Origin of the sequence: Leptolyngbya sp. NIES-2104 (genome assembly GCF_001485215.1) — a bacterium.
Lineage (GTDB): Bacteria > Cyanobacteriota > Cyanobacteriia > Leptolyngbyales > Leptolyngbyaceae > Leptolyngbya.
Window position 1 is genome coordinate 97,235 of the sequence record NZ_BBWW01000001.1, and the last position, 25,170, is coordinate 122,404.

At 46.8% G+C, this 25,170-nt stretch carries 32 protein-coding genes and 1 pseudogene; 18 read left to right on the forward strand and 15 right to left on the reverse strand.

Going from position 1 to position 25,170, the window contains the following annotated elements; all coding sequences use genetic code 11:
• Positions 1-145: 145 nt before the first annotated feature.
• The 8 genes from NIES2104_RS00515 to NIES2104_RS00555 all read left to right on the forward strand — a co-directional run bounded on the left by NIES2104_RS00515 (position 146) and on the right by NIES2104_RS00555 (position 6,350).
• Positions 146-304, forward strand: coding sequence for a PCP reductase family protein (locus tag NIES2104_RS00515; protein ID WP_058994735.1), 159 nt, complete (start codon positions 146-148; stop codon positions 302-304).
• A 14-nt stretch (positions 305-318) separates the two neighbouring features.
• Positions 319-888, forward strand: a complete 570-nt coding sequence (locus tag NIES2104_RS00520; RefSeq protein WP_058994738.1) for a Uma2 family endonuclease — start codon at positions 319-321, stop codon at positions 886-888.
• A gap of 115 nt (positions 889-1,003) precedes the next feature.
• Complete coding sequence (locus NIES2104_RS00525; RefSeq protein WP_058994740.1) at positions 1,004-1,660, forward strand: hypothetical protein; 657 nt, start codon at positions 1,004-1,006, stop codon at positions 1,658-1,660.
• A 382-nt stretch (positions 1,661-2,042) separates the two neighbouring features.
• Positions 2,043-4,667 (forward strand): ATP-dependent chaperone ClpB, encoded by a 2,625-nt coding sequence (gene clpB, locus NIES2104_RS00535; protein WP_058994744.1) that lies wholly within the window; start codon positions 2,043-2,045, stop codon positions 4,665-4,667.
• A gap of 72 nt (positions 4,668-4,739) precedes the next feature.
• Complete coding sequence (locus tag NIES2104_RS00540) at positions 4,740-5,159, forward strand: XisH family protein (protein WP_058994746.1); 420 nt, start codon at positions 4,740-4,742, stop codon at positions 5,157-5,159.
• Entirely contained in the window at positions 5,147-5,476 is a 330-nt protein-coding gene (locus NIES2104_RS00545; protein ID WP_058994748.1) for a XisI protein, read from the forward strand. The genes NIES2104_RS00540 and NIES2104_RS00545 overlap by 13 nt, the downstream gene beginning before the upstream one ends.
• 27 nt (positions 5,477-5,503) lie before the next feature.
• Entirely contained in the window at positions 5,504-5,686 is a 183-nt protein-coding gene (locus NIES2104_RS00550; protein ID WP_202815018.1) for a hypothetical protein, read from the forward strand.
• Positions 5,687-5,750: 64 nt separating this feature from the next.
• Entirely contained in the window at positions 5,751-6,350 is a 600-nt protein-coding gene (locus NIES2104_RS00555; protein ID WP_058994749.1) for an SMI1/KNR4 family protein, read from the forward strand.
• On the opposite strand, the gene NIES2104_RS32830 is transcribed toward NIES2104_RS00555, so the two are convergent.
• The gene (locus NIES2104_RS32830) at positions 6,313-6,510 is read right to left on the reverse strand and encodes a hypothetical protein (protein WP_058994751.1); all 198 of its coding nucleotides are present in this window, start codon (positions 6,508-6,510) and stop codon (positions 6,313-6,315) included. The genes NIES2104_RS00555 and NIES2104_RS32830 overlap by 38 nt on opposite strands.
• A gap of 25 nt (positions 6,511-6,535) precedes the next feature.
• A complete protein-coding gene (locus NIES2104_RS31510) occupies positions 6,536-6,709 on the reverse strand; it encodes a hypothetical protein (RefSeq protein ID WP_156426835.1) in 174 nt (57 codons plus the stop codon).
• A gap of 171 nt (positions 6,710-6,880) precedes the next feature.
• On the opposite strand from NIES2104_RS31510, the gene NIES2104_RS00565 reads away from it, so the two are divergent.
• Positions 6,881-7,132 carry a helix-turn-helix domain-containing protein gene (locus tag NIES2104_RS00565; RefSeq protein WP_058994753.1) on the forward strand — a complete coding sequence of 84 codons (252 nt, stop codon included), beginning with the start codon at positions 6,881-6,883 and terminating at the stop codon, positions 7,130-7,132.
• Positions 7,133-7,217: 85 nt separating this feature from the next.
• Positions 7,218-7,949 (forward strand): SH3 domain-containing protein, encoded by a 732-nt coding sequence (locus tag NIES2104_RS31515; protein ID WP_156426836.1) that lies wholly within the window; start codon positions 7,218-7,220, stop codon positions 7,947-7,949.
• 30 nt (positions 7,950-7,979) lie between these two features.
• Here NIES2104_RS31515 and tmk read toward each other — a convergent pair whose 3' ends face one another.
• Complete coding sequence (tmk, locus tag NIES2104_RS00575) at positions 7,980-8,630, reverse strand: dTMP kinase (protein ID WP_058994755.1); 651 nt, start codon at positions 8,628-8,630, stop codon at positions 7,980-7,982.
• Positions 8,631-8,916: 286 nt separating this feature from the next.
• Between tmk and NIES2104_RS00580 the strand changes: the two genes are divergently transcribed.
• Positions 8,917-9,264: a hypothetical protein gene (locus NIES2104_RS00580; RefSeq protein ID WP_058994757.1), complete on the forward strand. Its 348-nt coding sequence runs from the start codon at positions 8,917-8,919 to the stop codon at positions 9,262-9,264.
• Positions 9,265-9,314: 50 nt separating this feature from the next.
• Here the strand turns inward: NIES2104_RS00580 and NIES2104_RS00585 are convergent, their stop codons facing one another.
• The 4 genes from NIES2104_RS00585 to NIES2104_RS00600 form a co-directional block, all read right to left on the reverse strand.
• Complete coding sequence (locus NIES2104_RS00585) at positions 9,315-10,043, reverse strand: Uma2 family endonuclease (RefSeq protein ID WP_058994759.1); 729 nt, start codon at positions 10,041-10,043, stop codon at positions 9,315-9,317.
• A gap of 35 nt (positions 10,044-10,078) precedes the next feature.
• Entirely contained in the window at positions 10,079-10,777 is a 699-nt protein-coding gene (locus NIES2104_RS00590; RefSeq protein WP_058994761.1) for an HAD family phosphatase, read from the reverse strand.
• Positions 10,778-10,827: 50 nt separating this feature from the next.
• Entirely contained in the window at positions 10,828-11,679 is an 852-nt protein-coding gene (locus NIES2104_RS00595; protein ID WP_058994762.1) for a class I SAM-dependent methyltransferase, read from the reverse strand.
• A gap of 143 nt (positions 11,680-11,822) precedes the next feature.
• The gene (locus NIES2104_RS00600) at positions 11,823-12,209 is read right to left on the reverse strand and encodes a COG3650 family protein (RefSeq protein WP_058994764.1); all 387 of its coding nucleotides are present in this window, start codon (positions 12,207-12,209) and stop codon (positions 11,823-11,825) included.
• 115 nt (positions 12,210-12,324) lie between these two features.
• Between NIES2104_RS00600 and hpsE the strand changes: the two genes are divergently transcribed.
• The 3 genes from hpsE (at position 12,325) to NIES2104_RS00615 (ending at position 15,653) form a co-directional block, all read left to right on the forward strand.
• Positions 12,325-13,236: a hormogonium polysaccharide biosynthesis glycosyltransferase HpsE gene (gene hpsE / locus NIES2104_RS00605; RefSeq protein WP_263970876.1), complete on the forward strand. Its 912-nt coding sequence runs from the start codon at positions 12,325-12,327 to the stop codon at positions 13,234-13,236.
• On the forward strand, positions 13,233-14,333 hold the full coding sequence (locus NIES2104_RS00610) for a glycosyltransferase family 4 protein (RefSeq protein WP_058994767.1): 1,101 nt from the start codon (positions 13,233-13,235) through the stop codon (positions 14,331-14,333). The genes hpsE and NIES2104_RS00610 overlap by 4 nt, the downstream gene beginning before the upstream one ends.
• Positions 14,334-14,540: 207 nt before the next feature.
• Positions 14,541-15,653 (forward strand): glycosyltransferase, encoded by a 1,113-nt coding sequence (locus NIES2104_RS00615; RefSeq protein WP_058994770.1) that lies wholly within the window; start codon positions 14,541-14,543, stop codon positions 15,651-15,653.
• Here NIES2104_RS00615 and NIES2104_RS00620 read toward each other — a convergent pair.
• On the reverse strand, positions 15,641-16,558 hold the full coding sequence (locus NIES2104_RS00620) for an NAD(+) kinase (RefSeq protein ID WP_058994772.1): 918 nt from the start codon (positions 16,556-16,558) through the stop codon (positions 15,641-15,643). The genes NIES2104_RS00615 and NIES2104_RS00620 overlap by 13 nt on opposite strands.
• 116 nt (positions 16,559-16,674) lie before the next feature.
• Here NIES2104_RS00620 and NIES2104_RS00625 point away from each other — a divergent pair, with 116 nt between their 5' ends.
• Entirely contained in the window at positions 16,675-17,562 is an 888-nt protein-coding gene (locus NIES2104_RS00625) for a hypothetical protein (RefSeq protein WP_058994774.1), read from the forward strand.
• A 10-nt stretch (positions 17,563-17,572) separates the two neighbouring features.
• Positions 17,573-18,175: a hypothetical protein gene (locus NIES2104_RS00630; protein WP_156426837.1), complete on the forward strand. Its 603-nt coding sequence runs from the start codon at positions 17,573-17,575 to the stop codon at positions 18,173-18,175.
• Between the two features lie 54 nt (positions 18,176-18,229).
• Here NIES2104_RS00630 and NIES2104_RS31520 read toward each other — a convergent pair.
• The 7 genes and pseudogenes from NIES2104_RS31520 to NIES2104_RS00660 form a co-directional block, all read right to left on the reverse strand.
• A pseudogene (locus NIES2104_RS31520) lies at positions 18,230-18,310 on the reverse strand (NADH-quinone oxidoreductase subunit K); the annotation flags it as partial.
• Between the two features lie 3 nt (positions 18,311-18,313).
• Positions 18,314-18,490 (reverse strand): hypothetical protein, encoded by a 177-nt coding sequence (locus NIES2104_RS32145; protein ID WP_192843542.1) that lies wholly within the window; start codon positions 18,488-18,490, stop codon positions 18,314-18,316.
• Between the two features lie 82 nt (positions 18,491-18,572).
• Positions 18,573-18,878 (reverse strand): NADH-quinone oxidoreductase subunit NuoK, encoded by a 306-nt coding sequence (nuoK, locus tag NIES2104_RS00635; protein ID WP_058994779.1) that lies wholly within the window; start codon positions 18,876-18,878, stop codon positions 18,573-18,575.
• 12 nt (positions 18,879-18,890) lie between these two features.
• On the reverse strand, positions 18,891-19,496 hold the full coding sequence (locus NIES2104_RS00640; RefSeq protein ID WP_058994782.1) for an NADH-quinone oxidoreductase subunit J: 606 nt from the start codon (positions 19,494-19,496) through the stop codon (positions 18,891-18,893).
• A gap of 59 nt (positions 19,497-19,555) precedes the next feature.
• Entirely contained in the window at positions 19,556-20,134 is a 579-nt protein-coding gene (ndhI, locus tag NIES2104_RS00645; protein ID WP_202815130.1) for an NAD(P)H-quinone oxidoreductase subunit I, read from the reverse strand.
• Positions 20,135-20,164: 30 nt separating this feature from the next.
• The gene (gene nuoH, locus NIES2104_RS00650) at positions 20,165-21,283 is read right to left on the reverse strand and encodes an NADH-quinone oxidoreductase subunit NuoH (protein WP_059001496.1); all 1,119 of its coding nucleotides are present in this window, start codon (positions 21,281-21,283) and stop codon (positions 20,165-20,167) included.
• 547 nt (positions 21,284-21,830) lie between these two features.
• Positions 21,831-22,970 carry a citrate synthase gene (locus tag NIES2104_RS00660; protein WP_058994787.1) on the reverse strand — a complete coding sequence of 380 codons (1,140 nt, stop codon included), beginning with the start codon at positions 22,968-22,970 and terminating at the stop codon, positions 21,831-21,833.
• A gap of 347 nt (positions 22,971-23,317) precedes the next feature.
• Between NIES2104_RS00660 and NIES2104_RS00665 the strand changes: the two genes are divergently transcribed.
• Positions 23,318-23,635 carry a hypothetical protein gene (locus tag NIES2104_RS00665; RefSeq protein WP_058994789.1) on the forward strand — a complete coding sequence of 106 codons (318 nt, stop codon included), beginning with the start codon at positions 23,318-23,320 and terminating at the stop codon, positions 23,633-23,635.
• Positions 23,636-23,797: 162 nt separating this feature from the next.
• Positions 23,798-25,066 carry a cytosine deaminase gene (gene codA / locus NIES2104_RS00670; protein WP_058994791.1) on the forward strand — a complete coding sequence of 423 codons (1,269 nt, stop codon included), beginning with the start codon at positions 23,798-23,800 and terminating at the stop codon, positions 25,064-25,066.
• Positions 25,067-25,170: the final 104 nt, after the last annotated feature.

Sequence of the window (25,170 nt, forward strand, 5' to 3'; positions counted from 1 at the left end):
ATCGCAGATTTACTGTTCTACTTTCTGCTTTAACTACTTAAGTGATTTCTACAACTTAGTACTGACGAGCTTTAGACAGTGATTGCATCTTCCTCTGATCGCAGTGCTGTGTAGAATACATAAACACAGTTCATCAGAGACGACTATGGAATGGACTTCTGAAGCCGAAGCAAAATTAAAAGAAATTCCCTTTTTCGTGCGTCCGGCAGCCCGAAAGAAGATTGAAAAGTTCGCTCAAGAACTCGGAGCCACGCAGATTACACCTGAGATTTATGATCAAGCTAAACAGCAGTTCGGCAGCTAAATGAGGACAGCACCATGACCCTTTCTGCACAGCCCAAGATCTGGACAGACGAAGAATTTATGGCATTGCCCGACAACGGCGATCGCTACGAGCTAGTAAATGGAGAATTAAAAATCGTGGGCAATTCTGGAATGCAGCATGGATACATCGCCCTTATTCTGGGTGGAATTCTGTTGATTCATGTGCGCGATCGTAAGCTCGGTGTCGCCTGTGATTCCAGCACTGCCTTTAAAATGAAGTCCGGAAATAAGCGATCGCCTGATCTCTCCTTCGTTTCAAAAGATCGATTAAAAGGATTAAAAAAACTGCCTAAAGGATTCTTCGATGGAGCGCCAGATTTAGCCGTTGAAGTGATTTCTCCAAGTAATACATTTGAAGAAATTCATCAGAAGATTGTGGAGTATTTCGAGAGCGGATCTCGGTTAGTTTGGGTGATTAATCCCGATGAAGAATCGGTGGTTGTGTATCGGGGAACAACGCCCGATCGCTTATTGAAAAAGACCGATTTCTTAGAGGGTGAGGAAGTGATCGATGGGTTTCGGTTAGCGATCGCTGAACTCTTCACCGAACTCGATTTTGATTAATTCATCTGAAGTAAACCAGATTGGGTGAGTAATGCTTGGCTCCAGTGTTGCGCGATCGCTGCCACCTCCAGCCGTTTTTTCAGAGGATTAGAATTCGATTAAAGTTGCAACATAAATGTCAAACTCTTCTAGTAGAACCAAGCAGAGTAGAGTCTTACTGAAGGTTGAATCCGATGCTTTGGAAGTAACGATTCCTGCGTTTCGTTCACTGTTCGATGTCATGTCTCCCATCTTTCTCTCTAGTATTCTCGTCTTGATTACCTGTCCGTTTTCTCTAGTGCTTGCCTTTCTCGTATATTGGGCGAATTGGGAGGATAAATTGAAGATTGTTGGTCTTTCATTCCCATTTTGGTACTTTGGCTGGTTCTCACTTAGAGTGCTATTTGATTCACTGGCTTCATCTGACGCTAGGCGACTGCGCGACTTCAAGCGGCTGTGTATTAATCAAGAGGAAGTCTACTGGTCTTATGAATCAGAAGTGATTGGACTGTCTAAGCGGGAAGCATCCAGCCCAAGATCAACGATTTGCAAAATTGAGCTTATGCCCCGTTCAGAATGGATAAAACGACATCCGAACGGAGATCAAGAACATTGCATCGTTCAGCCAAAACTGGTGATTCGGGCAGACCAGCAAAAATATGAAATTGAAGTCGATGACGAAGGCATCGTATCAAAAGCGGATCTTGAACAGATAGCAATCGAAATTGGAAAATGGCTAAACCTTCCAGTTACGCGAACATCTTTCTCGAAAGATCAGCACTCGTCTTCATAAATGCTCTCTCGACTTATCGCTTCATCCGATAGCGATGGCAATCTAAGTTCACGGTGACTTTCCACCCAATCGGTAAATCGTTGCGCCCATGCTTCTGAGTTTTCTTGTGAATCAGGTTGAACTGCTTGTAAACCAAACAGAGTCGTGAGCAATGATTCTAAGCGAGGTTTAATCTGTTCTGAAGGTAATCGGATTAGCTTTGATAAAATTCGCATCATCGCTTCTAGATCCTCTAGGTTCTCGTCAGTTTTCTGCCTTAAATCATTTTTCAATCATACTCTTCGGCGATTTGGACGGTGAAAGGGCGGTACTCCGAACGCTCCAAACTCGATCGCTTCTCTACAATGGCTGTATGACGATCGGGATTAGATGAGGGAATGCGATGCAGCCAAATAGTGCAGAAAAATTTACCGAAAAAGCCTGGGAAGCGATCGTCCGCACTCCAGAAATCGTGAAGCAGGCACAGCAACAGCAGATCGAGACTGAGCATCTGATGAAAGCGCTCCTAGAGCAAGATGGCTTGGCGATCAGTATCTTTAATAAGCTGGCTGTTCCAGTCGATCGAGTGCGCGATCGAGCCGATGAATTTATCCGCCGTCAGCCCAAAGTGTCCGGCAGTGGCACGTCTGTGTATTGGGGACGCAGTGCCGATTCGCTATTGGATCGAGCGGAAGATTATCGCAAACAATTTGAGGATGATTTTATCTCGATCGAGCATTTGCTCTTAGGATATGCCCAAGATAGTCGCTTTGGGAAAGGCTTACTGGCAGAATTTAGAGTAGATGAAGCAAAACTCAGAAACGCGATCGAACAAGTTCGGGGTAATCAAAAAGTGACGGATCAAACTCCTGAAAACAAGTACGAATCTCTAGAGAAATATGGGCGCGATTTGACTCAGTATGCGCGGGAAGGCAAGCTCGATCCGGTGATCGGTCGAGATGACGAAATTCGCCGCACGATTCAGATTCTCTCGCGTCGGACGAAAAATAATCCGGTGCTGATTGGGGAACCGGGTGTCGGTAAGACTGCGATCGCGGAAGGATTGGCACAACGAATCCTGAGCGGAGATGTGCCTCAATCGCTCAAAGATCGCAAGTTAATCGCGCTCGATATGGGTGCGCTGATTGCAGGTGCAAAATATCGGGGTGAATTTGAAGAACGTCTCAAAGCGGTTCTCAAAGAAGTCACCGATTCACGCGGCAACATTATTCTATTTATTGACGAAATCCATACCGTGGTCGGTGCGGGTGCAACTCAAGGCGCGATGGATGCGGGTAATTTACTCAAACCGATGTTGGCGCGGGGTGAATTGCGCTGTATCGGTGCAACTACATTAGATGAGTATCGCAAGTACATCGAAAAAGACGCAGCACTAGAACGGCGATTCCAGCAAGTCTTCGTGGATCAGCCGACCGTTGAAGATACGATTTCGATTCTGCGTGGACTGAAGGAACGCTATGAAGTTCACCACGGGGTGAAGATTTCCGATTCAGCGTTAGTTGCTGCGGCAACGCTTTCGACTCGATATATTAGCGATCGCTTTCTTCCAGACAAAGCGATCGATCTTGTAGACGAAGCGGCGGCGAAGTTGAAAATGGAGATCACTTCTAAGCCTGAAGAGTTGGATGAAGTCGATCGTAAGATTCTTCAGCTTGAAATGGAGCGGCTCTCGTTGCAGAAAGAAAACGATGCGCCATCCCGCGATCGCTTAGACCGAATCGAGCGAGAACTAGCTGATCTCAAAGAAGATCAATCGAAATTAAATGCTCAATGGCAAGCTGAAAAGGGCGTGATCACTGAGCTTCAAAAGCTCAAAGAAGAGATTGATCAAGTGAACCTTGAAGTCCAGCAAGCCGAGCGCGATTACGACCTCAACAAAGCGGCTGAACTCAAGTACGGCAAGCTCAATGAGTTGAATCGCAACCTAGAAGAAACCGAAGCTCGACTCACTCAAACTCAGAAATCAGGTACTTCACTGCTCCGTGAAGAAGTGACTGAATCAGACATTGCTGAAATCATTTCTAAGTGGACGGGAATTCCAGTCAGCAAGCTCGTTGAATCTGAAATGCAGAAACTCTTACAGCTTGAAGACATCCTGCATCAACGAGTGATCGGACAAGACGAAGCCGTGACTGCGGTTGCTGATGCGATACAGCGATCGAGAGCCGGACTGTCTGATCCAAACCGTCCAACTGCCAGCTTTATCTTCCTCGGTCCCACAGGTGTTGGTAAAACTGAACTTGCGAAAGCTCTCGCGGCTTATCTATTCGACACCGAAGAAGCAATGGTGCGGATCGATATGTCCGAATACATGGAGAAGCATTCAGTCTCACGCTTGATCGGTGCGCCTCCTGGATATGTGGGCTATGACGAAGGTGGACAGTTAACCGAAGCCGTTCGTCGTCGTCCATACTCCGTGATTCTGTTCGATGAGATCGAAAAAGCGCATCCTGATGTGTTTAACGTGATGCTGCAAATTCTCGATGATGGTCGCGTTACCGATTCGCAAGGTCGGACAATAGACTTCAAAAACACAATCATCATCATGACTTCTAACATCGGTTCACAGTACATCTTTGAATACGGTGGAGACGACAATCGCCATGAAGAAATGCGATCGCGGGTAATGGATGCAATGCGATCGAGCTTCCGTCCTGAGTTCTTGAACCGGATTGATGAAATCATCATCTTCCACAGTCTGCAAAAATCGCAACTGCGCGAAATCGTCAAGATTCAAACCCTACGATTAGAGCAGCGATTGAGCGAACGTAAGATGTCACTGAAGCTATCCGATGCGGCGTTAGATTTCTTATCTGAAGTGGGCTTTGATCCGGTGTACGGAGCGCGTCCATTGAAGCGGGCGATTCAGCGGGAATTAGAAACTGCGATCGCGAAAGAGATCCTACGCGGCAACTATACCGAAGGCGATACGATCTTTGTCGATGTCGGTGAAACCGAGCGTTTAGAGTTCAAACGCTTACCATCTGAAGTTTTGACGACACAATAAGCTCCGAGTTGTAGAGTATTCTAATCAGGGTGAGAGCTTTCTCGCCCTTTTTCATATTCAGGGAATAGAAGGATGTCTGCTCGCGATCGCTATCATGATGCCGTGAAGAATGCACTTTTGAAAGAGCAATGGACAATCACGCATGATCCACTCAGATTAAAGTTTGAAGACGAGGACGAAATCAGGATTGATTTAGGTGCAGAACATCTCCTCGCCGCAGAGAAGGGAACTCAAAAAATCGCTGTTGAAATCAAAAGCTTTTTGAGTGAATCAGCCCTGTTTGACTATCACGCTGCGTTGGGACAGTTTTTGAATTACCGATTAGTCTTGGAAGCTTTGGAACCTGATCGTGTACTTTACCTTGCAGTTCCCCAAATTGCGTATGAGACATTTTTCCAACGTTCGATCGCAATCGCTTCTGTTCAAAAGTATGCCGTTAAACTATTGGTATATGATGCAGTGGCAGGAGTAATTGTGAGATGGAGCGACTAGAACAATATCGACAAGTCATCCGATCGCTGCTCGAAAGTTACGTGACGGAAGCAGACGCTCAATTAGAGACTCAGGTGATTTGCGATCGCGAACATGATCATTATCAGTTAGTCAGTTTGGGCTGGCAAGGACAGCGGCGGTTTTATAGCTGTTTGATGCACTTGGATATCAAGGATGGAAAGGTGTGGATTCAGCGCAATCAGACTGATCGATTGATCGCTCAAGAACTGGTAGAAATGGGAGTGGCGAGGGAAGATATTGTGTTGGGGCTACAACCTGCTTATGCCCGACCTGATACGGGTTATGGTGTGGCTTAGAAATAATGTCCTAATTCCAGAGAGCTTATGAACCCAACGCTGACGACACAACACTTATCATCAGAATCGGCTCAACGAGTTTTAGAAGACGCGCCAGATTGTGTGAAAGCTGCTCTGATGCAAAAAGCGGGTGAACTGGATTGCTCGATCGAACAAGTGGTCGAAATGGCGGGCAGCTTTGCTGTGCCGAAGGCAACGCTTCTTTCTTAGATGCAGAGGCATTCAGTTTTGAGGATTGTTTGTTGGTTGAGCGATCGCAATCGTAACTTGCTATATGAATTATCAGTTGGAGAGATGGGAAAAGCTGCTCAGGCAAATCGAAATTCGCTTCGAGAGAACAGATAAATTTACTACAGTAACTGCAAGCGATTTAGAACAATTTGAATCGGAAATGCAGATCAAATTGCCTGTTGGATACAAAGAGTTTTGTCAGATGTTCGGAAATGGATGCTTTGGAGAAAGCTTTGTGTGTATCGATTGCCCCAGCTTGCAATACCTTAGAATTCAGTCTATTTCAAATTCAGAAATTATTGAGGCAGCCAAATCTTTATTTCGTTTAAATCCAGACTATGATCCTACGGTTCAGGAGCTACTTGGTAATGCTTATGTATTTGGGCTTGGTGTATCAGGAACAATATTTATCTTTGATCTAAGGACTTACGATCAAACTGATGAGCAGTATGATGTCTATGCGATCGACGACGATGGTCACGCTTACAAAGTCGATCGAGACTTCTATAGTTTTATCGAAAACTTCTGTCTTGGCACAGCTCTAGAAAACTTTCAACAGCTTTTTAGAATAATGACCTATGAAATGGAATATCCTGTGAATCGGTTTACTGCAATTCCAGGTATCCAGGAGCCATCTGATTAGATTCTTCAGCATCTTCAATTCCGTCCCACATCTGAGAAAGCGGGAGAGTGTGCCTTGTTCTAACTTGATGTAGTGCTTTTGTCAGGCTTGCTTTGATTGCCTCGACAGTTGGATCATCTGGATTGAAATCACTCTCTGCTTCTGAAGCAAAAATACTCATAATCGTAAATTCTTATCTATCTTTTTCACTCTAACTCAAACACAAGCTCAAATCGTTCACTTGGAAACAAGCGGCGATACATCTGCAAACTCGCTTCGGCTTCCGATCGCATTTGATACCGCCCGATCGTACTCCATCGGTGCAGTGCAGAATTTAGCCGCACGATCGACCAAGGCTTCAACCACCTTTGATACGTCATAGTGAAGCTGTCTCTTTTGTGAATTGCAAAGGAACCAGAGCCAGCGCGGGAACTTGCCAAGGTTAGTGCGCTGGCTTTTGCATGATTATTGCACAGTTTTGACACTTATAAAGTACATTTTGACACCGATTAAATATCTTCAAATTGCTCAAGGTCGCGTAGCATTGAGCAGTGGAAAAGAAACAGGCAAACAGTATCAAATGGCGCTTTGGGAAAGCGATTCGGCGGAGACGCAGAGAACTTGATCTCACGCAAGAACAATTAGCTGAACGCGCAGAACTTCATCGATCGTATTTAGCCACGATCGAGACTGGCGATCGCAATCCGTCACTAGAAAACATTGAGAAATTAGCGAAAGCGTTGGATATCTCGATCGCTGATTTTTTCGCTCAGTACAACATCGAATCATCAGATGAGGCGTAATCAATTGCACCTAAAATTTCTTGTATAGTTGAAAACATCGCTACACAATTAAGGCTTAGCGTCTTAACCCCATTCTTCTGCCGTTATGTCAACTCCAAAATCCGATCGCTCTAGACTCATCATCGCGGCAATTGCAGGCGGCGGATTGCTCACGATCGCGATCGCAACAATGGCTGTTCTCAATCGCGCTCCTGCTCCGACTCCAATTGCTGAGTCTCCCAGTCCCAGCATTACTCCCAGTCCATCCGCTCAAGCCAGTCCACAAAACGTTCCAACTCCAGTTGAAACTCTCACACCGCGTCCCTCTCCCAGTCCTCCCATTGCTTCTCCTGCGCCCACTCCTTCTGAACCTTCAGTTTCTTATCCGGTCATCTTAGAAGGCATTGCAGGCGGACAAATCAGAGTGTATTCGCAGCCAAATACGCGATCGAACTCACCGCACTATGGAGTGACAGGCGATCGGGTGACAGTAACACGAGAAATGGAAGGAACCGATGGCGCACTTTGGTTATATGTCCGGTTTCCGTCGGGTGCAGCAGGTTGGGTGCAAGAAGAACAAACGCGAGAACTCAATCAGCCGCCTCAAACCTCAGAATTTCCGCGATCAGCTCAAATCACTGGTCAAACTCCAGGTAGTCGCGTTAATCTGCGATCGGCTCCTTCAACGGGTGCTGATTCTGCTAATTATGGCTTGGTCGGCGATCGAGTTGTGGCACTGCAACAGGCACGCGGTGATGACGGCAAACTCTGGTATTTTGTCGAATTTCCATCGAAAGCAACGGGCTGGGTGCGAGAAGATTTTATCGATCTGCGCTAAGGAACGTGAATTAAATCAGCCCAACGAATTCTATTCTCCCCGGTCTTCACGTCTCCACCGTGTCAAGGCTTGACTGATTGCGGCTTTTACCTGTTCTGCAACGTGCAATTCGCTGCCACTGCCATCGATCCGAACAATTCGATCGCACTGCTCCTCCGCTAATTTCGCAAATCCCATTCTGACCCGCTGATGAAACTCGATGCTGGCTTGTTCGATGCGATCGCGGTTTCCCCGCTGCTTCATCCGCTCGAATCCAAGCTCGACCTCGATATCCAGCCAAATCGTTAAATCACTCTGTAAGCCTCCAGTTGCGACTTGATTGAGTTGGTCGATCAATTGCAAATCGAGTCCGCGCCCGTAGCCTTGATACGCGATCGTTGAATTGGTGTAGCGATCGCATAATATCAACGCTCCCCGCTCTAAATTGGGGCGAAGAAACTGTTCGACGTGTTGAGCGCGATCGGCGGCATACAGAAGTAATTCAGTTCGATCGTGAATCGGCTCTTCGTCAGTGTGTAAAAGAAGCTGACGAATTCCTCCTCCTAATGGCGTTCCGCCGGGTTCGCGAGTTGGGATCACGTCTGCTTGCTGGATTGTTGTCAGCCAGTGCCGCGATCGTTCAAGCTGCGTCGTCTTGCCACAGCCTTCAATTCCCTCAAAGACAATTAATTTACCGTCCATTCGTTTTTTGCCAAGTTCGCCCTGACCCTATAGAGTATTTCAAATCAGGGAATTTTTATTCGATCTCCGCGAAATAGATCACTTTCGGGGTTATCCGCTATAAATGGGCTAGGGCAAAATGCCCCCCAAAGCATCATACGCTGATGTAGACTATGCAATCGATCGCCTGTAACCGTCTGGAAACCAGATTAAGATTTACGGGCACTCACCTAGACCAAGGTATCGTTTTAGCGTAGGTTGGAAAGGAAGGAAGTGAGACTCACTTGTCACAAGATTGGGGTTTGCTATGGCTCGTTACACCTGTCTATTCACTGTTGGAGTCCCATTGCAGAATCTCCAGCCGCTGTTGAATCAGACGCTGAAATCCTGCAACCTGGATGTCATTTACGCGACTGAAGATTATATGATGGCGCGAGAAATCCCAGGCAACGTGGCATTTCCAAAACTGGTTACGGTTGAGGTGCTGATTGATAAAACAACAGCCACCGAAAAGGAAACAAAAATGAATTTCGTGATTAAGAACGAGGAGTTACCCCTTCAAGTCGATAATCACTGCCGCAAAATGTACAATCTCGTGAATCAAGCGATTAGCGAGAATCAAGGCTGGAATCTCATAGAAACCGTAACGGGCTAGAGGTTTTTTAGGATGACGAAAACTCCGATCGCACTGCGATCGGAGTTTTTTTATAACTCATCGGGATCAATGCCCATTTGCCGCAATTTCTCAAGCAGTGCCTGACGCGATCGACGTTCTTCTTCAAGCTGTTGTTCGGCGCGTTCGGCACGATTGCGCTCAAATGCGATCGCATCTTCAGGGGCAGGATAACGATTTCCCTGTTCGTCATACCAATACAGCCAATCCTGTGTAATGCCTTCATGGGTTCCCGCCTCTACTCCGATGCCTAACCCGACTGCCTCCATCCAGACAGAGTTTCCGGGTTGGCGCACGTATCGCCCGTTGATCAATCGGTAAACTTCAAACGAATCATGTCGATCGCGCCGCCAGTGATTCGGATTGTAAATGGTGTAGTAGAGAATGCCTAAATTGGCGTAATCCCGCATTTTTTCATCGTATTCGCCACCGTATTTCTGCGAACCGATTTCTAAGACCCATTGCGGCATGACGTTCTCTTGCCAAGCTAAGTAGCTCAGTCGAAGTTTTCCATTGGGTCGCACTCGTGGAACGCCCAAACTTAAGAAACCGTCAGGACCGATCGCGGGTTGTTTTGGGTCATAGTACAATCCCAGATTCACGCCAAGAAACCAATCGTTTCGATCCGCCCAAAGTAAGGCAAGAATGGCTCTCAATAAAATCGGGAGAAGAAGTTGTAGCTCATTATCCACAGGCTGATCGTCGGAGTCGGGCAGGTCGAATTCGGTGGGAAAAATTTGCAATGGGTTGTGCTCTAACATTGCAGACCTCTTGCAGCGGGATTCATTCTATTGTATTAGGCGGGAACGGCAGCGAATGTGTTTTGAATGCGATCGATTTCTAAATCAATCAGATAATCGACTGCCCAATTTGAACAGCGCTGCATCATGTGAAATGGGTAACTATTTGCCACTCCCACGACCGGAATTTTCGCGGCTTTTGCGGCTTGAATTCCTGCAAAGGTATCTTCGATCGCTAAACATTCCTGAGCCGTTAACTGAAGATCGGGAAATTCCTGATTCAAGCGCTCGATCGCGAGTAAATATCCATCGGGTTCCGGTTTACTGACTGCAATATCATCGCCGGAGACAATCACCGAAAAGCGCGATCGTAGATTTGCCCGTTCTAGAACGAGTTCGATTTCGGATCTCAGTGCACCGCTGACGATCGCGAATTTGCACTGCGGGAGTTTGAACATGACATCTTCGATCCCGCTGTAGATCGGCAATTTCTCGATCGTGCTTATTTGCTGCACGTATGCTTGAGCTTTTCGGGTGATTAATTCATCGAGATAATCCGGGGTCACGACTCGCCCGCGCCGTTCGAGCATTTCTTGGATGCACACTCGATCGCTTCGCCCCAAACACAATTCTCGGAATTCTCCAGGTTTGGGGCGCAGATTCTCCTCAATCAAAATTTGCTCTAGGAGTTTCTCGTGGAGTGGCTCATCGTTGATAATGACACCATTGAAATCAAATAAAACAGCTTTCAGCATCGGATAAAAGGCGCGATCGTCCCGTCTCTTACCTTACACCGAACGCAAGCTTAGGACACTGCAAATTCTCCATCAAACTCATCAAATTCCTCAAAATCGGTGCAGGTTAGCGCTTTGGTTCCATGTGTAATTTGATGCAACCACCAAAATTCATGACTGTGAACGGCTGAGAATCCTGCTGCTCCCATCCAAGCTTCGGTGCTGTCATGAGCATAGTCGCGGATGTACGGTTCTTCAAAAATTTGGGTGAGCCATTCAGTTTGTCTTAGCGTTTTCTGACTGCCATCGAGAATGACCACTTCACCGCTTGATTTGAGCAATCGATAGCATTCTTGCAAAATCAATTTTGAGATTGACGGGGGTGTTTCGTGGAACAGTAACGAAGCGGTGACTAGATCGAATGAATGATCAGAAAATTTCGTATGTTCTGCTTTGCCGTGAATCCAATGGATTGTGAGATTAGCTTGTTTCGCTTTACGATCGGCAACCGCCAACATATAGGGCGATAAATCTAGTCCAAATACTTCTGCATTCGGAAACGCCTGTTTAAGCAACAAGGTCGTTGAGCCTGTGCCGCAACCGAGATCGAGAATCCGCAGCGGTTGACCTTGAATCGTATCGATTACTTGTTGCCGCACCCACGTTTCATTCGGAGGAAGCGCCAGTTGAGTCACGGGATCATAAGAAGTCGCTGCCCCGATCGTTAAATAGCCGCCTTCGATGCCGTGGAAGTTTTGAGTTTTGTAGTAGTTCGGATAGATCAAATTCGGATCAGTGAAGCGATCGCATTCCCTTTGCCAATTGATGCTCTGATGCAGTTTTCGCATTTCGTCTTCATCGACAAAGAAGCGTGCGATCGGAGCTAAATACTGCTCGAAAATTGTATCTTTACGAGTTGCCATCGGTTCATCACAACGCTACTGAAGCTTAGTGTAGCGAATCGATCCCAATCCCGACGCAATTCGTTTCTTTTGTCGGAATGTTCTGACAAACTGAAAGTATGGAACTGCGTAGTTTTCTACAACAGTTCCATACTGAAATCAATCTACTTCTTGATCGCGCAACCTTCCTTCACGGTGTCCCCTAAGATCATCGTTGCAGAATGGTCGTATTTGCGATCGGACATTCCATCACTACACGCACCTTTCCGAATCACCAAGGTTCCACTGGTCATTCCCTTCAAGCGATACACTCGCACACTGTCAGCAGGTCGCCCCTCTGCATTCAAAGGCGCAACATAGGGGAACACCACTTTTTTCGGCTCCGGTGTACCGTAGGTAATTCCAGATTGGTTGATCTCAACGTTCCAAAACGGCTCAGTGCCAACTACTGTAAACGACTCAACCGGGCGAGGTTTGGTTTGATTTGCGATCGCAGGCACCAACATTAACAAACTTGCAGCGAAACCCATCAACAGAACTTTCGTTTTCATTTTTCCAGGAAACTAAATCAGACTTGTATCTATTCCTACAATTTTCCGAATGAAATTCCGGTTGGTTAGTGATGAATTCTACTTGTCCATACTGGGGGCATCGCATTGAGCAGAAATGATGGATCTTAGCATCGCTATCTGTACCTACAACGGTGAAGCCCGAATTGGACAAGTTCTAGACCGAGTGCGATCGCAGATTGACACCGACTCGATCGCTTGGGAAGTTCTCGTAATCGATAACAATAGTCGCGATCGTACGAAACAGGTTGTGCTGAGCTATCCCGAAGTTCGATACATCTTTGAGGCAGAACAAGGATTGGCATTTGCTCGATCGAGAGCCGTCCGAGAAGCGAAAGGTCAATGGATTGCTTTTCTCGACGATGACACGCTGCCTGACGAGAACTGGGTCTTTCAAGCCCATCAATTCGCGCAGGATCATTCTGAAATTGGCGCATTCGGGGGACAGATTCACGCAGAATACGAAGTCGAGCCACCTGCCGGAGTGAAGAAACTTGCACCTTATTTAGCGATCGTCGAACGGGGAGCAAGGGCGCACAAGTACGATCGAGTTCTTCCACCTGGAGCAGGTTTAGTGGCTCAGCGTCAAGTTTGGCTTGATGCGGTTCCAGAACGATTAGTGTTAGTGGGACGTACCACCGCTGCAATGCTTGCCAGCGAAGATATTGAAGCAATTTTGCACATTCAGAATTCAGGGCGTGAGATTTGGTACAACCCGGAAATGCACCTTTATCATCAGATTCCACGCTGGAGAATTGAGCGATCGTATCTCCTCAAGCTCGTCAAAGGAGTTGGACTTGCAAGACATCACATTCGTATGACTCGCTGGAAATCTTGGCAACGTCCGATCGTAACGCTAATCTACTTTGCAAACGATCTGAGAAAGCTGATTGTTCATCGGCTGAAATCGAGAAACTCACAAAGCTTAGAAGTCGAGTGCGAACAGCAATTGTTAGTGAGCAGTTTAGTCAGTCCATTCTATCTGGGAAGCTTGAGGCAAAAAGTATGAAACTACTGATTCAACACACGCACAGACCGGGTGAAATTTCGGGCGTTATGACTTACATTAATGCGATCGTACCCGGTCTTAATGCTGCTGGAGTCGAAACCCAAATTCTTTCGACTCAAACAACTCCCGTTAAATCCTGGATTGCAGCGATTCAATGGGCGGACATTGTTCATATGAACTCTAGTCACTTAGGATTTGCGCTGCTTTGTAAGCTGTTTGCTAAAAAGATTGCTATCAAATATCATTACTTGTTCTATATCTCTACACATTCGCACTATGAAAAGATGTCGCTTTGGAAGCGATTAAAGCTTGAGTTTATCCAAACCTTACCAAAATCGAACTATCCGCTAAAGTGGAAGCTGCATGCATTGATCAAGTGGGCAAGATTTGGAACGCGATTTGCAACGGCTTTATTATGCGATCGACACATTGCCTGTAGTCAGTTCTTAGCTGAATCTCTTAGCTTTCCGTGGTCTGTTGCTGCTTTGAACTATCCGATCGAGAGTACATCCGGTGAGAAAACGCTTGAAGCTCTCATACAGCCTTATACGTTTACTTATGTGGGTCGGCTCAATCCTGATAAAGGTGTAGATTTGCTGCTTAGAGCTACAAAGTTACTCGGTGAACAGTCTTTTCAAGTCAAAATCATTGGCAACGGACAAGATTTAGAGCAACTAAAATTACTGGTTGAAGAATTGGAGATTGGCGATCGCGTTGAGTTTCTCGGTGGTCGATCGAGCAAAGAAATCTTAGAGATTGTGCGATCGTCTTTAGCGTTAGTGGTTCCTTCTCGCTGGCAAGAACCCGCTGGATACGTGGCACTTGAGGCTTCTAGTGTTCGGACTTGCTCGATCGTTTCTAAAGTTGGTGGCTTACCAGAGATGGCGGGAAGCTCGAACTTGTTCTTCGATCGAGAAGACTACAAAACACTCGCTCAACAGATGCAGCTTTGTTTAGAGAATCCCACTGAAGCACTGGAGCGCGGCGATCAAGCGCATCAATACATTGCTGAAAACTTTACTTCTGAAAAAGCAGTTCGAGAGCTTTTAGAACTCTGTCAGGAACTTATGCCAAACTTACCTGCTTTAGTCTCATGAGGATGTTTGAAAAGTTGTCGTTCATTGTCACAGCCCGCCCTGAAATGAATTTCGGGCTAATCGACGAGAGTCCTTTGAAAAGGACTAAGAACTTCAAACTGCCTCCCAGCCTACTTCAGTAAACTTTCCACGGTTAGCCCGAAATTCATTTCAGGGCGGGCGGCAATCGAAGCGAAAAGACTTTTTATACTCCTCAAACACCTTCTCATGAGCGATCGCATTGCAATCTTGCTGTCTGGTAAAAAAATGGGAGGCGACACCAAAGTCGTTCTCAACTTAATTGACGAATTCGTTCAGCGAGGAATTGAAGTCGATTTAGTTCTTGCAAGTTTAACTGAACTTTCTCGCAATCAACTCCCCGAGGCGGTTCGAGTCATTGATCTAAAAACACCACTAACAGCACGAGCTTTTAGCACCATTCAACTATTGCCTGCACTCATTCAATATCTTTATCAAGCAAAGCCTAAAGTACTCATTTCAAATCTGAGTTTTACCAATGCGATCGTTGTTCTCACCAAATTTCTCGTGTTTCCTGCACCCAAGCTAATCTTAGTTGAACATCTAGCACTTTCAAAGAATCAGGATCGTCCAGATGAACCTCAGAGTCGTTTACTTCCAGCACTCATGCAATCGCTCTATCCAAAAGCAGATGCGATCGTAGCAGTTGCTCAAAAAATGGCTGCACAACTTCAAGAAGACTATGATCTCAAAACGGTTCACGCGATTTCCAATGCAGTTGTGAATAATCAGTTAGTTCAGAAAGCAGCAGAGCCACTCGATCACCCCTGGTTTGATGACTCGATTCCAGTTTTTCTTGGTGTTGGACGCTTTGCAGCACAGAAAGACTTTACTACTTTGATTCAAGCCTTCTCGATTCTGAGACAACAAGCGCCTGCTCGATTGATCATTCTGGGTGAAGGAGCATTACGATCGCGCTTAGAAGCTCAAATCGAAGCCCTGAACTTACAGAATGATGTGTTACTACCTGGATTTGATCCAAATCCTTATCGATATATGAGTCGCGCTACAGCGTTTGTTTTATCATCTCGCTGGGAAGCTTTGCCAACGGTATTAATTGAAGCAATGGCTTGTGGTTGTCAAGTGATTGGAACGCGCTGCCCGTTCGGAGTTGAGGAAATTTTAGCAAATGGGGAGTTTGGTCAATTAGTTCCAATAGAAGATGCGATCGCACTTTCACAAGCAATGAAAACCGCGATCGATTCTCCCATCTCTCCTGAAGCGCTGAAATTTCGAGCACAGAGTTTTAGTGCTGAAAGAGCTGTCGATCGCTATCTTGATTTGATCAATCAATTGCGGTGATTGTTGTTGTAGTGGATTCTGGCTCCTGCCCATTGCAACTTTTCACGCAGCGTTTTGTAGTAGGAATAGTCTTCCCGCAGCACAATAAAACGCGCTTCCTCTTCTGCCATCCGAATATCAACCCGCTGACCAGGCCAAATCGAAGTTGCTAACACACCATCCATCCAAAGCTTCGTACTCAGATCGTAATCAGCCAGGGGCCAAATACTCACCACTGATCCTGATGGAATGATGATCGGACGGCTTGACAGGCTCAATGGACAAATCGGCGCAATCGCGATCGCTGCCATTCCCGGATGAATGATCGGACCATTTGCCGCGACTGTGTAACACGTTGATCCAGTCGGTGTCGAGACGATCAATCCATCGCCCTGATACTGATCAACCACTTCGCCATCAATCTCCATTTCCAGAATCGAGGTGATCATGCGATCGGCAGAAGCCGGTTTAATCGTCATCTCGTTGAGCGCCAGATAGCGATCGCTCATGGGATCTAAGTTCGTCCGATTCCCCTCATACACAGTCGCCTGAAGCATCATCCGTTTCTGAACTGCAAATCGATCTTCTTCTAGCCGATCCCAAATCGTGTCGCTGTTAAAGTCATCCGGTGATTCGGTGAGAAATCCCAAATGTCCGCCCACATTCACCGCCAAAATTGGAATCTGATCGGCTGCCAAATTTCGAGCCGCAGACAGCGCCGTCCCATCGCCCCCCAAAATCACCGCTAAATCGATCGGCGGCGCGACCGATGCCAGAAATACCGGATACGGATTATCCTTTGGACCACTTGGACCGAGTAAAACATGACACCCGCGCTTTTCCAACGCTTGAGCGCAACTTTCCGCCCATCGTTTGCTCAACGGGTCGCCAGATTTATGAACGATTAGAACTTGTTTTAGCTGCACAACGATCGAGGTTTTATCTTCAGAAGCAACGCATCTCTAAATGCTAATGCAAATAGGAAATCAATTTACCATTCGACAATGATAAACTCTAGAACGCATTAACTACTTTTTCTAGAATGACCGAGCAAAACACCGAAAATACAGATTACGATAATCCGTGGAAAACATTCATCGAACTGTATTTCCGGGACTTTTTAACATTCTTCTTTCTAGCCATCGAATCTGATATCGATTGGTCTCAGCCCGTTCGATTTCTGGATAAAGAATTGCAGAAAATTGTTCGCGATGCCGAAATCCCTAAACGGTATGCAGATAAGTTAGTCGAAGTGCATCGATCGGATGGGCAGAAAACATTAGTCATTTGTCATATTGAGGTGCAAAGTCAGGAAGAAGGAACCTTTGCTGCCAGAATGTACACTTATAACTACCGATTGCGCGATCGCTACAATTGCCCTGTCGTCAGTCTCGCCATCCTTGGCGACGATCGCGAAACTTGGCGACCCAACAACTTTTACGAACAACTGTGGGGATGCTCGACTCGTTTTGAATTCCCGATCGTCAAACTTTCAGACTATCAATCGCAGTGGACAGACTTAGAAGCCAGTCTCAATCCGTTTGCAGTCGTGGTCATGGCTCATTTGAAGACTAAAGAAACGCACAATCAACCGATCGAGCGCAAGCGATGGCGGTATTACTTGACGACGATGCTCTACGATCGCGGCTATGGTGAGCAAGATATACTGGAGTTACAGTACTTCTTAGACTGGCTGATGAATTTGCCTGAAGAGTTAGAGAATCAACTCCAGACCGAGTTAAAGACTTTTGAGGAGGCTAGACGGATGAGATATGTGGCAAGTTGGGAACGCAGAGCGAAATTAGAAGCAAAGCAAGAAATCGCACTGAATATGCTGCGTAAGAATCTTGATTTAGAGACGATCGCTGAAGTAACTGGATTGACGATCGCAGAAATTCAAGCCCTTCAATCGCAGCAACAAGCGCAGTAATCTAACTCTCATGGCACATTTTATTGCTTTAGTCCTCCTACCCTCAGACACTATTGATATTCCAAATGCGGTTGATGTAATCCTTAAACCTTACTACTCAGAACTTGAAGTTGAGCCTTACAAGGAATATCGCGACCAGGACAGTTTTACAGAAGAAATTAGGCAGCTATCAGAATCACCGAGGGATACAGTTGCAAAGCTAATGTCAATGTGGGGTGTAGAGAGTTTAGAAGAACTAGCAAAAATGAATTTGGGCTGGGATGCTGAAATTGATGGTTGTGATGAGCAAGGGGAATACCGAATCACGACTATCAATCCTCAAGGAAAATGGGATTCTTTTGTTTTCATTGAACAGCAATACTCAGAGAGTCTTTCACCAGTTCAGTATCCCTTAGTCGAAAACCTACCTGATATTATTCCTTACGCTCTTGTTACTCCTAATGGTCAGTGGCTTGAGGCGGGCGACAAGATTGGGATTCAAGCTTTTATCAGAGAGCAATTAAATCCGGAAATTCCGATCTTTGAAGAAGAAATCGCTTGGGATACAACGGTTCGAGAAATACTCGATCAATATTCAGATCATCTCGCCATTGTCTTAAATTGTCACAGATAAAAATTAGGGGCACAACTTGAACTGCACCCCTAACTGAGATAATTCACCCTGAAGTTACCACTTGAGCAAATTGAATTGCTCCATATCTACGGTGTCGCGGTTCCGATGAATCGTAAGCACGATCGCGAATCCTACTCTCTATTTCTGCTCTATCTGCTGAGTTGCCTTATCGGATTGCTTTTTAAGCGGAAGTGTTACAAATTGCCTGTGTCGTCTTCGCCAATCCTCACAAATCGCTTTAATGTCGTAATTGAATTCTCTGGCGTGTTCTTCACGAATGCGGTGGAGTTCTTCTACGATTTCGTCTTCCCACATTGTTTAATCTCCCAGCAGTTCTTTCAAAAACAAAAAAGAGGTGCATCCACACCCCTTTTTCTTCAAACGCTCAAGGCGCAATTTACCACTTGAGCAAATTGAATTGCTCCATGTCCACAGTGTCGCGGTTTCGGTAAATCGCAAGCACGATCGCTAAACCAACCGCCGCTTCCGCAGCCGCGATCGTAATCACGAAAACGGTAAAAATCTGCCCTTTAATCTCTTGCGGATCGAGATAGTTGGAAAACGCCATCAGATTGAGATTGACCGCATTCAGCATTAACTCGATCGACATCAGGACTCGCACTGCGTTCCGACTTGTCACCAAGCCATAAATGCCAATGCAGAACAACGCCGCAGCAATCAGTAAGAAATATTGAAGTTGCATCAGGTTCAGTCCTTAAGATTCAAGATTGCTTTGACCTGCGGGGGTCAGTTCACGCGGACGCTCTGGTAAAGTCAGCGCAGTGGTCCCGGCAAATTCGTCAGATTCGGGAATGAATTCGCGCCGAGCTAATACGATCGCGCCAACGAGCGCCATTAACAGCAACACCGATGCGAGTTCAAACGGTAAGAGGAAATCGCTGAAGAAGTGAAGACCGATCGTAATAATCGAGCTTTCGACTGGAACCGCCGTTGAGATTGCCCAAGGCGTTGTAACCACCATTGCACTTAAGAGCGCGAAAATTCCCGCACACACGAGCGCAGTCGCAGCCCGACGAATCCAAGATTTCGCCATCGGTTTGAACGCTTCGCGCTTGTTCACGAGCATGATCGCGAACAAAATCAGCACGTTGACTGCTCCGACGTAGATCAGAACTTGAGCTGCTGCAACGAAGTCTGCATTCAAGAGCAAATACAATCCGGCGATGCTGATGAACACACCACCCAGCAAGAACGCAGAATAAACCACATTTTCGAGCAAGACAACACCGATCGCTGATCCGAGCATCATGGCTGCCAGGATCGCAAACGACACAATTTGAACACCTTCCGCTAAATTCACGGTTCTCTCTCCTAAATATCCGACAAGAGACGCGAATGGCTCACGTCTCTCCAATTCAACTACGATCCTTTCTCAACGATTTCTTCCGGGCGCAGTCCAGCACGACGCGATCCAGCGGGGAGATCGTGCGGTTCGCTTACGCCTTTCGGTAAGTATGCGAACTCGCGGAGCGGTGTCACCATCGGATCATCTGTGACTTTGTACGGGAGCCGACCGAGCGCAACGCTATCGTAGTTCAACTCATGTCGATCGTACGTAGACATCTCGTATTCTTCGGTCATTGATAAACAGTTCGTCGGGCAGAATTCGACGCAGTTTCCACAGAAGATACAGACTCCGAAATCAATACTGTAGTGATTCAGCTTTTTCTTCTTGGTTTCTTTGTTAAATTCCCAATCGACGACTGGAAGGTTGATCGGGCAAACCCGGACGCAGACTTCGCAGGCGATACATTTGTCAAATTCAAAGTGAATCCGTCCCCGGAAGCGCTCCGAGAGAATCAGCTTTTCGTAAGGATACTGAACTGTGACCGGGCGACGGCGCATATGGTCAAAGGTCACAGATAAGCCTTGACCGATATATTTGCCCGCTTGAATTGCCTCTTTGGTGTAGTCACCAACTTGTTTGAGAAATTTCAGCATGAAGTGTTCTCCACTGTTTGAGAGAGGTTAGCCGCCAAATGCGACTGGGAATGCGAGCTTTAAGCCTGCGGTGACAAGCAAGTTAACTAGCGAAACCGGAAGTAAGAATTTCCAGCCAAGATCGAGGAGTTGGTCAATCCGCACACGGGGCACCGTCCAACGCATCAAGATCGCCAAGAAGACGAGAAAATAAGCTTTCAGAATCGTGGTGCCAATTCCAACCGCTGCAAAAATCAATTGCAGCCAAGGAGTCGTCTCAGGCACACCGATCAATCCCGAAACTACGCCCAGTGGTACCGGAAATTCCCATCCTCCTAGGTATAGCACCGCGAATAGCAGCGCGGACAGGGTGAGGTTAACGTAAGACCCCAAGTAGAAGAGAGCAAACTTCATCCCGGAATATTCGGTTTGATAGCCTGCAACGAGTTCTTCTTCTGCTTCGGGCAAATCGAAGGGAATCCGCTCACATTCTGCCAATGCTGCGATCCAGAAGATGATAAATCCGACGGGTTGCCGCCAAATGTTCCAGCCTAAGATACCGTATCCCGCTTGCTGATTCACGATATCGACCGTGCTGAGCGAGTTGGACATCATGACGATCGCTAAAACCGACAATGCCAGCGGCAATTCATAACTAATCGACTGTGCAGCGGCGCGGAGTCCACCCAACAGCGAATACTTATTATTCGAGGCATAGCCCGACATTAACAACCCGATCGGCGCAATGCTCGATAAAGCGATCCAAAGGAAAATGCCGATACTGACATCGGTGATTTGCAGATTTTGTCCAAACGGCAGAATCAAGTAGGACAAAAAGACGGGAATCACCACGATCGCGGGACCGAGCGTAAACAGTAACTTGTCTGCTTTCGCAGGAACCACGTCTTCTTTGAGTACAAGTTTCAATCCGTCCGCAAGTGGTGCAAGCACACCCAGCGGTCCGATAAATTCAGGACCGATCCGCTGTTGAGCGGCGGCTGAGATTTTGCGCTCTAGCCACACCACGACCAAGACACTGACCGTTGCTGCAACCAGCATGATCAGCATTGGCAATGGCATCCAGAGGGCTTTGGCTGCCCCGGCAGGAATGCCAAGGCTCCGCACAGTTTCAATAAAGGTTCCTTGAAGGTCAATTCCTGGATTCATGGTTCCCGACTCGTAGGAAGGCAATTGAGCTTGATGAATCATGAAGATTTATCAATGTACCCAACGTCTTTCAGTATAGCGGTCTCGATGAAGCCGAAACGTATTCAATTCCTGAATTTTCGCGCTTTTGAGTCATCAAAGTATCCAATGAGACGAATCGAGTGGAGTGAATGTCTTGATGGGGTTCGATCGCGGTTTTTCTATGACGCGGTGTGGAGAATGAAATCGATTACAAATCCAGTGGAGACACGATTATAGACGTTGCCGAATAAAATAGAGAATAAGTGTGGGGCAGGCATCTTGCCTGCTTCTGATGGCGGGCAAGATGCCCACCTCACAGTAAACTCAGCGGTTTGAGTGACCTTTGTAATTGCCTCTCTGCAATATCGATCGAGGCGCACCCAATTTTCGCTCCAATAAAGAAACCCTCAGAAGCAAGATTCCTGAGGGCTGGAGTTCCTGAAAATCGTCACGTAGTTATAGTTGCAAGGGATCGAAGAAATCACAAGGGGGGTCTAACCCATCATTCCGGCTTATGAAATCTTCATTATCGTTTTTCAATGGGAATGTAAGGAGAATTGTGAAGCCCTGTGTAGATCTGTGTCGGACGGAAGATGCGGTTTTCGGCGAGTTGTTCTTTCCAATGTGCTAACCAGCCCGCAGCCCGCGAAATCGCAAACACAGGCGTAAACAGATCGGTCGGAATGCCTAACTTTCTGTAGACCAAGCCGGAGTAAAAATCGACGTTCGGGTAAATTCCCTTGTGTCCCAGTTTCTCTTCGACTGCTTTTTCCAGTTCAACCGCGATGTCGTAGTACTTGTCTTGACCAAACTTTTCAAACAGTTGCTCAGCGAGTTGTTGCAGAATAATCGCTCTAGGGTCTTTGACTTTATAAACCCGGTGTCCAAAGCCCATGATTTTATCTTTTCGGGTGAGACGATCTTCTAGAAACGGTCGCACGTTTTCCACGGAGCCAATCTCTTCGAGCATATTGATCACTTCTTCACTTGCCCCACCGTGAAGCGGACCCGCCAACGTTCCGACCGCAGACGCAATCACCGCATACGGATCGGTCAACGTCGAAGCCGTCACCATTGCAGAAAATGTAGAGGCATTGATCGTGTGCTCTGCATGAAGCGTCAGACTGATATCGAAAATTCGAGCTGCGATCGGATCAGGTTCCTCTTCGCTCAGCATATAGAGAAAATTCGCCCCGTAACTCAAATCATCCCGCGGCTGCACCGGATCATTTCCCTTCCGCATCAGTTGAAACGCTGCCACCATCGTCGGAATCTTTGCCAGAATCCGCACCACTGCCTCCCGAATGTAACTCGGATCATCCAGTGCCCGTTTCGAGTAAAACAGTCCCAACGCCGCCGCGCAAGCCTGTAGCGCGTCCATCGGATGACCGCTTTCGGGGAAACACTTCATCATGTCGCGAATGCGGTACTTCAAGCGGCGATGAAACTGGATCTCATGCTCAAACTCTGCCAAGGCTTCCCGGTTCGGCAGTTCGTTCCAAATCAGAAGGTAGGCGGTTTCCAAGAAAGTATTTCCCGGCTGCATCGCCAATTCCTGAATTGGAATGCCACGATATTCCAGAATCCCCTTCTGTCCATCTACAAAACTTATGCTGGATTGCGTTGCAGGAATCCCTTCTAGACCTGCCCGATATTCGACCGTCATTAGTTCACCACTGGCTGAATTAAAGTCACAAGTTAACTTATCAGATCCGCTGCCCAGCTTTGTAGTGTAACTACCAGACGAAGCGCGATCGCGCAATTTTTTACAGAACTTCTCACAATTTGAAATAACACACTTTTGTGCTGAAAAACACAAAAAATCGATACGGATTTGTAAACATTTGCAGTTTTTTATAAAAGGGAATACTATCAAGATAGGAAGCTTTACATCTTGACGAAATTGCACCTAACCCTTAGCCAACGAACTCCATTCGCGACCCGGTTTCTGATCGTAAGGAGTTGTTTGGCGATTTTTTATATTCGATCGTAAGGAGTTTTATGCCTCACAAAATGTCTCAAAAAAACCAAACGGCTCACCGAAATTATTCCAATCACCAGCGCGAAGATGTGCCCCGAACGACTTTGACCCGACTGATTGAACAAGACGCTCCACTGTTCTCACATAGTCATCTGGTGTTAATGTACGGATTCTTCCAGGCAGAAATGGCACCCGAAGCCAACCAAGGCGTTGCCTCCTGGATTCGAGATTGTATTCGACAGTATGGACTACCGAGCCTTGTCCGGTTTGATTCTCACCGTCGCGCTCAGATTTTCCGACGAGATCAGTTTCAACCCTGGATTGAACCTTTGATCGATCAAGCTTGCTAAAACGTTTCAGGTTCAGTTGTTAGCACTTCATCCGCTTGGGAACGCAATCACAGATCGATTTACGGCTAACAACCGAGTTTCTGAAAATTTGCACAATTGGGCACCTTTTGAGTCAGATCAAATCCGATACAGTGAGGAGAAGATCTTTGCGGTGCTGGGATTATGCCGAACTATGACCTTCTGCTTCGTGACTGTCAGCTACTTCGCTCCTCTGATGTTTCTGAACGAGTGGATGTTGCGATTCATGCAGGTGAGATTGTTGAGATTGCCCCTCGCTTATCGATCGCAGCGACAGCGGAGATGGAACTAGAAATCCAAGGGCATCTAGTCAGCCCTCCGTTTGTCGAATCGCACATTCATTTAGATTCCGCCCTGACCGCAGGTGAACCCCGATGGAACCAAAGCGGCACTCTGTTTGAAGGAATCGAGATTTGGCGAGAACGCAAGCAAAACCTCTCGCTAGATGACGTGAAACAAAGAGCGATCGAGACGCTAAAACAGCAGGCGTTGCAGGGGGTTCTTTTTGTGCGAAGTCATGCGGATGTGAGTGAGGCAAGTTTGACCGCCCTCAAAGCGCTGCTCGAAGTCCGTGAAGAAGTGAAAGATTGGATCACTTTGCAAGTGGTTGCATTTCCGCAAGATGGCATTTACGGCGGGGCGAAGAATGACGAATTGATGGAAGAAGCGATGCGATTGGGGGCGGATGTCGTTGGAGGAATTCCGCACTATGAACTGACTCGCGAAGATGGAGTGCGATCGGTCAATCGCATTTTTGAACTGGCGCAGAAGTACGATCGCTTAATTGATATTCACTGTGATGAAATCGATGACGATCAATCTCGCTTTCTAGAAGTCGTTGCTGCTTGTGCAATTCGTACCGGAATGGGTTCAAAAGTCACGGCGAGTCACACGACTGCATTCGGTTCTTATAACAATGCGTATGCGTTCAAATTGCTTGGATTTCTCAAACGCACTCAGCTTAATTTCATTTCAAATCCGTTGATTAACATTACGCTGCAAGGTCGGACTGATACTTATCCCAAACGGCGCGGTGTCACGCGAGTGAAAGAACTCTGGCAGCAAGGAATGAACGTGAGCTTAGGACATGATTGTGTTCAAGATCCTTGGTACTCGCTAGGTACCGGAAATATGCTCGATGTGGCATCAATGGCGGTTCACGTTTGTCAAATGACTGGAACGGCTGAGATTGATGCCTGTTACAACATGGTGACTTGGGGTGGCGCGAAAACTTTGAACATTGAGGATCGGTACGGTGTCGAAGTTGGCAAGCCTGCGAATCTCATTGTGTTAGATGCGATCGACAAGTACGATGCGATTCGTCGTCGCGCTACGGTGCAGTATGTGATTTCGCAAGGCAAGCTACTGGCGCAGACCGAGCCTCCAAAATCGAAATGGCGCGGAGATATTTAAAGTTCATTCTTGCGACAGGTAGAATCCGCGATCGCACGTTCTGCACGTCTAACTTCTGCTGTATAGAATACAAGCTGCCTCTTTTTTGTGTTGAATTGTTAAGA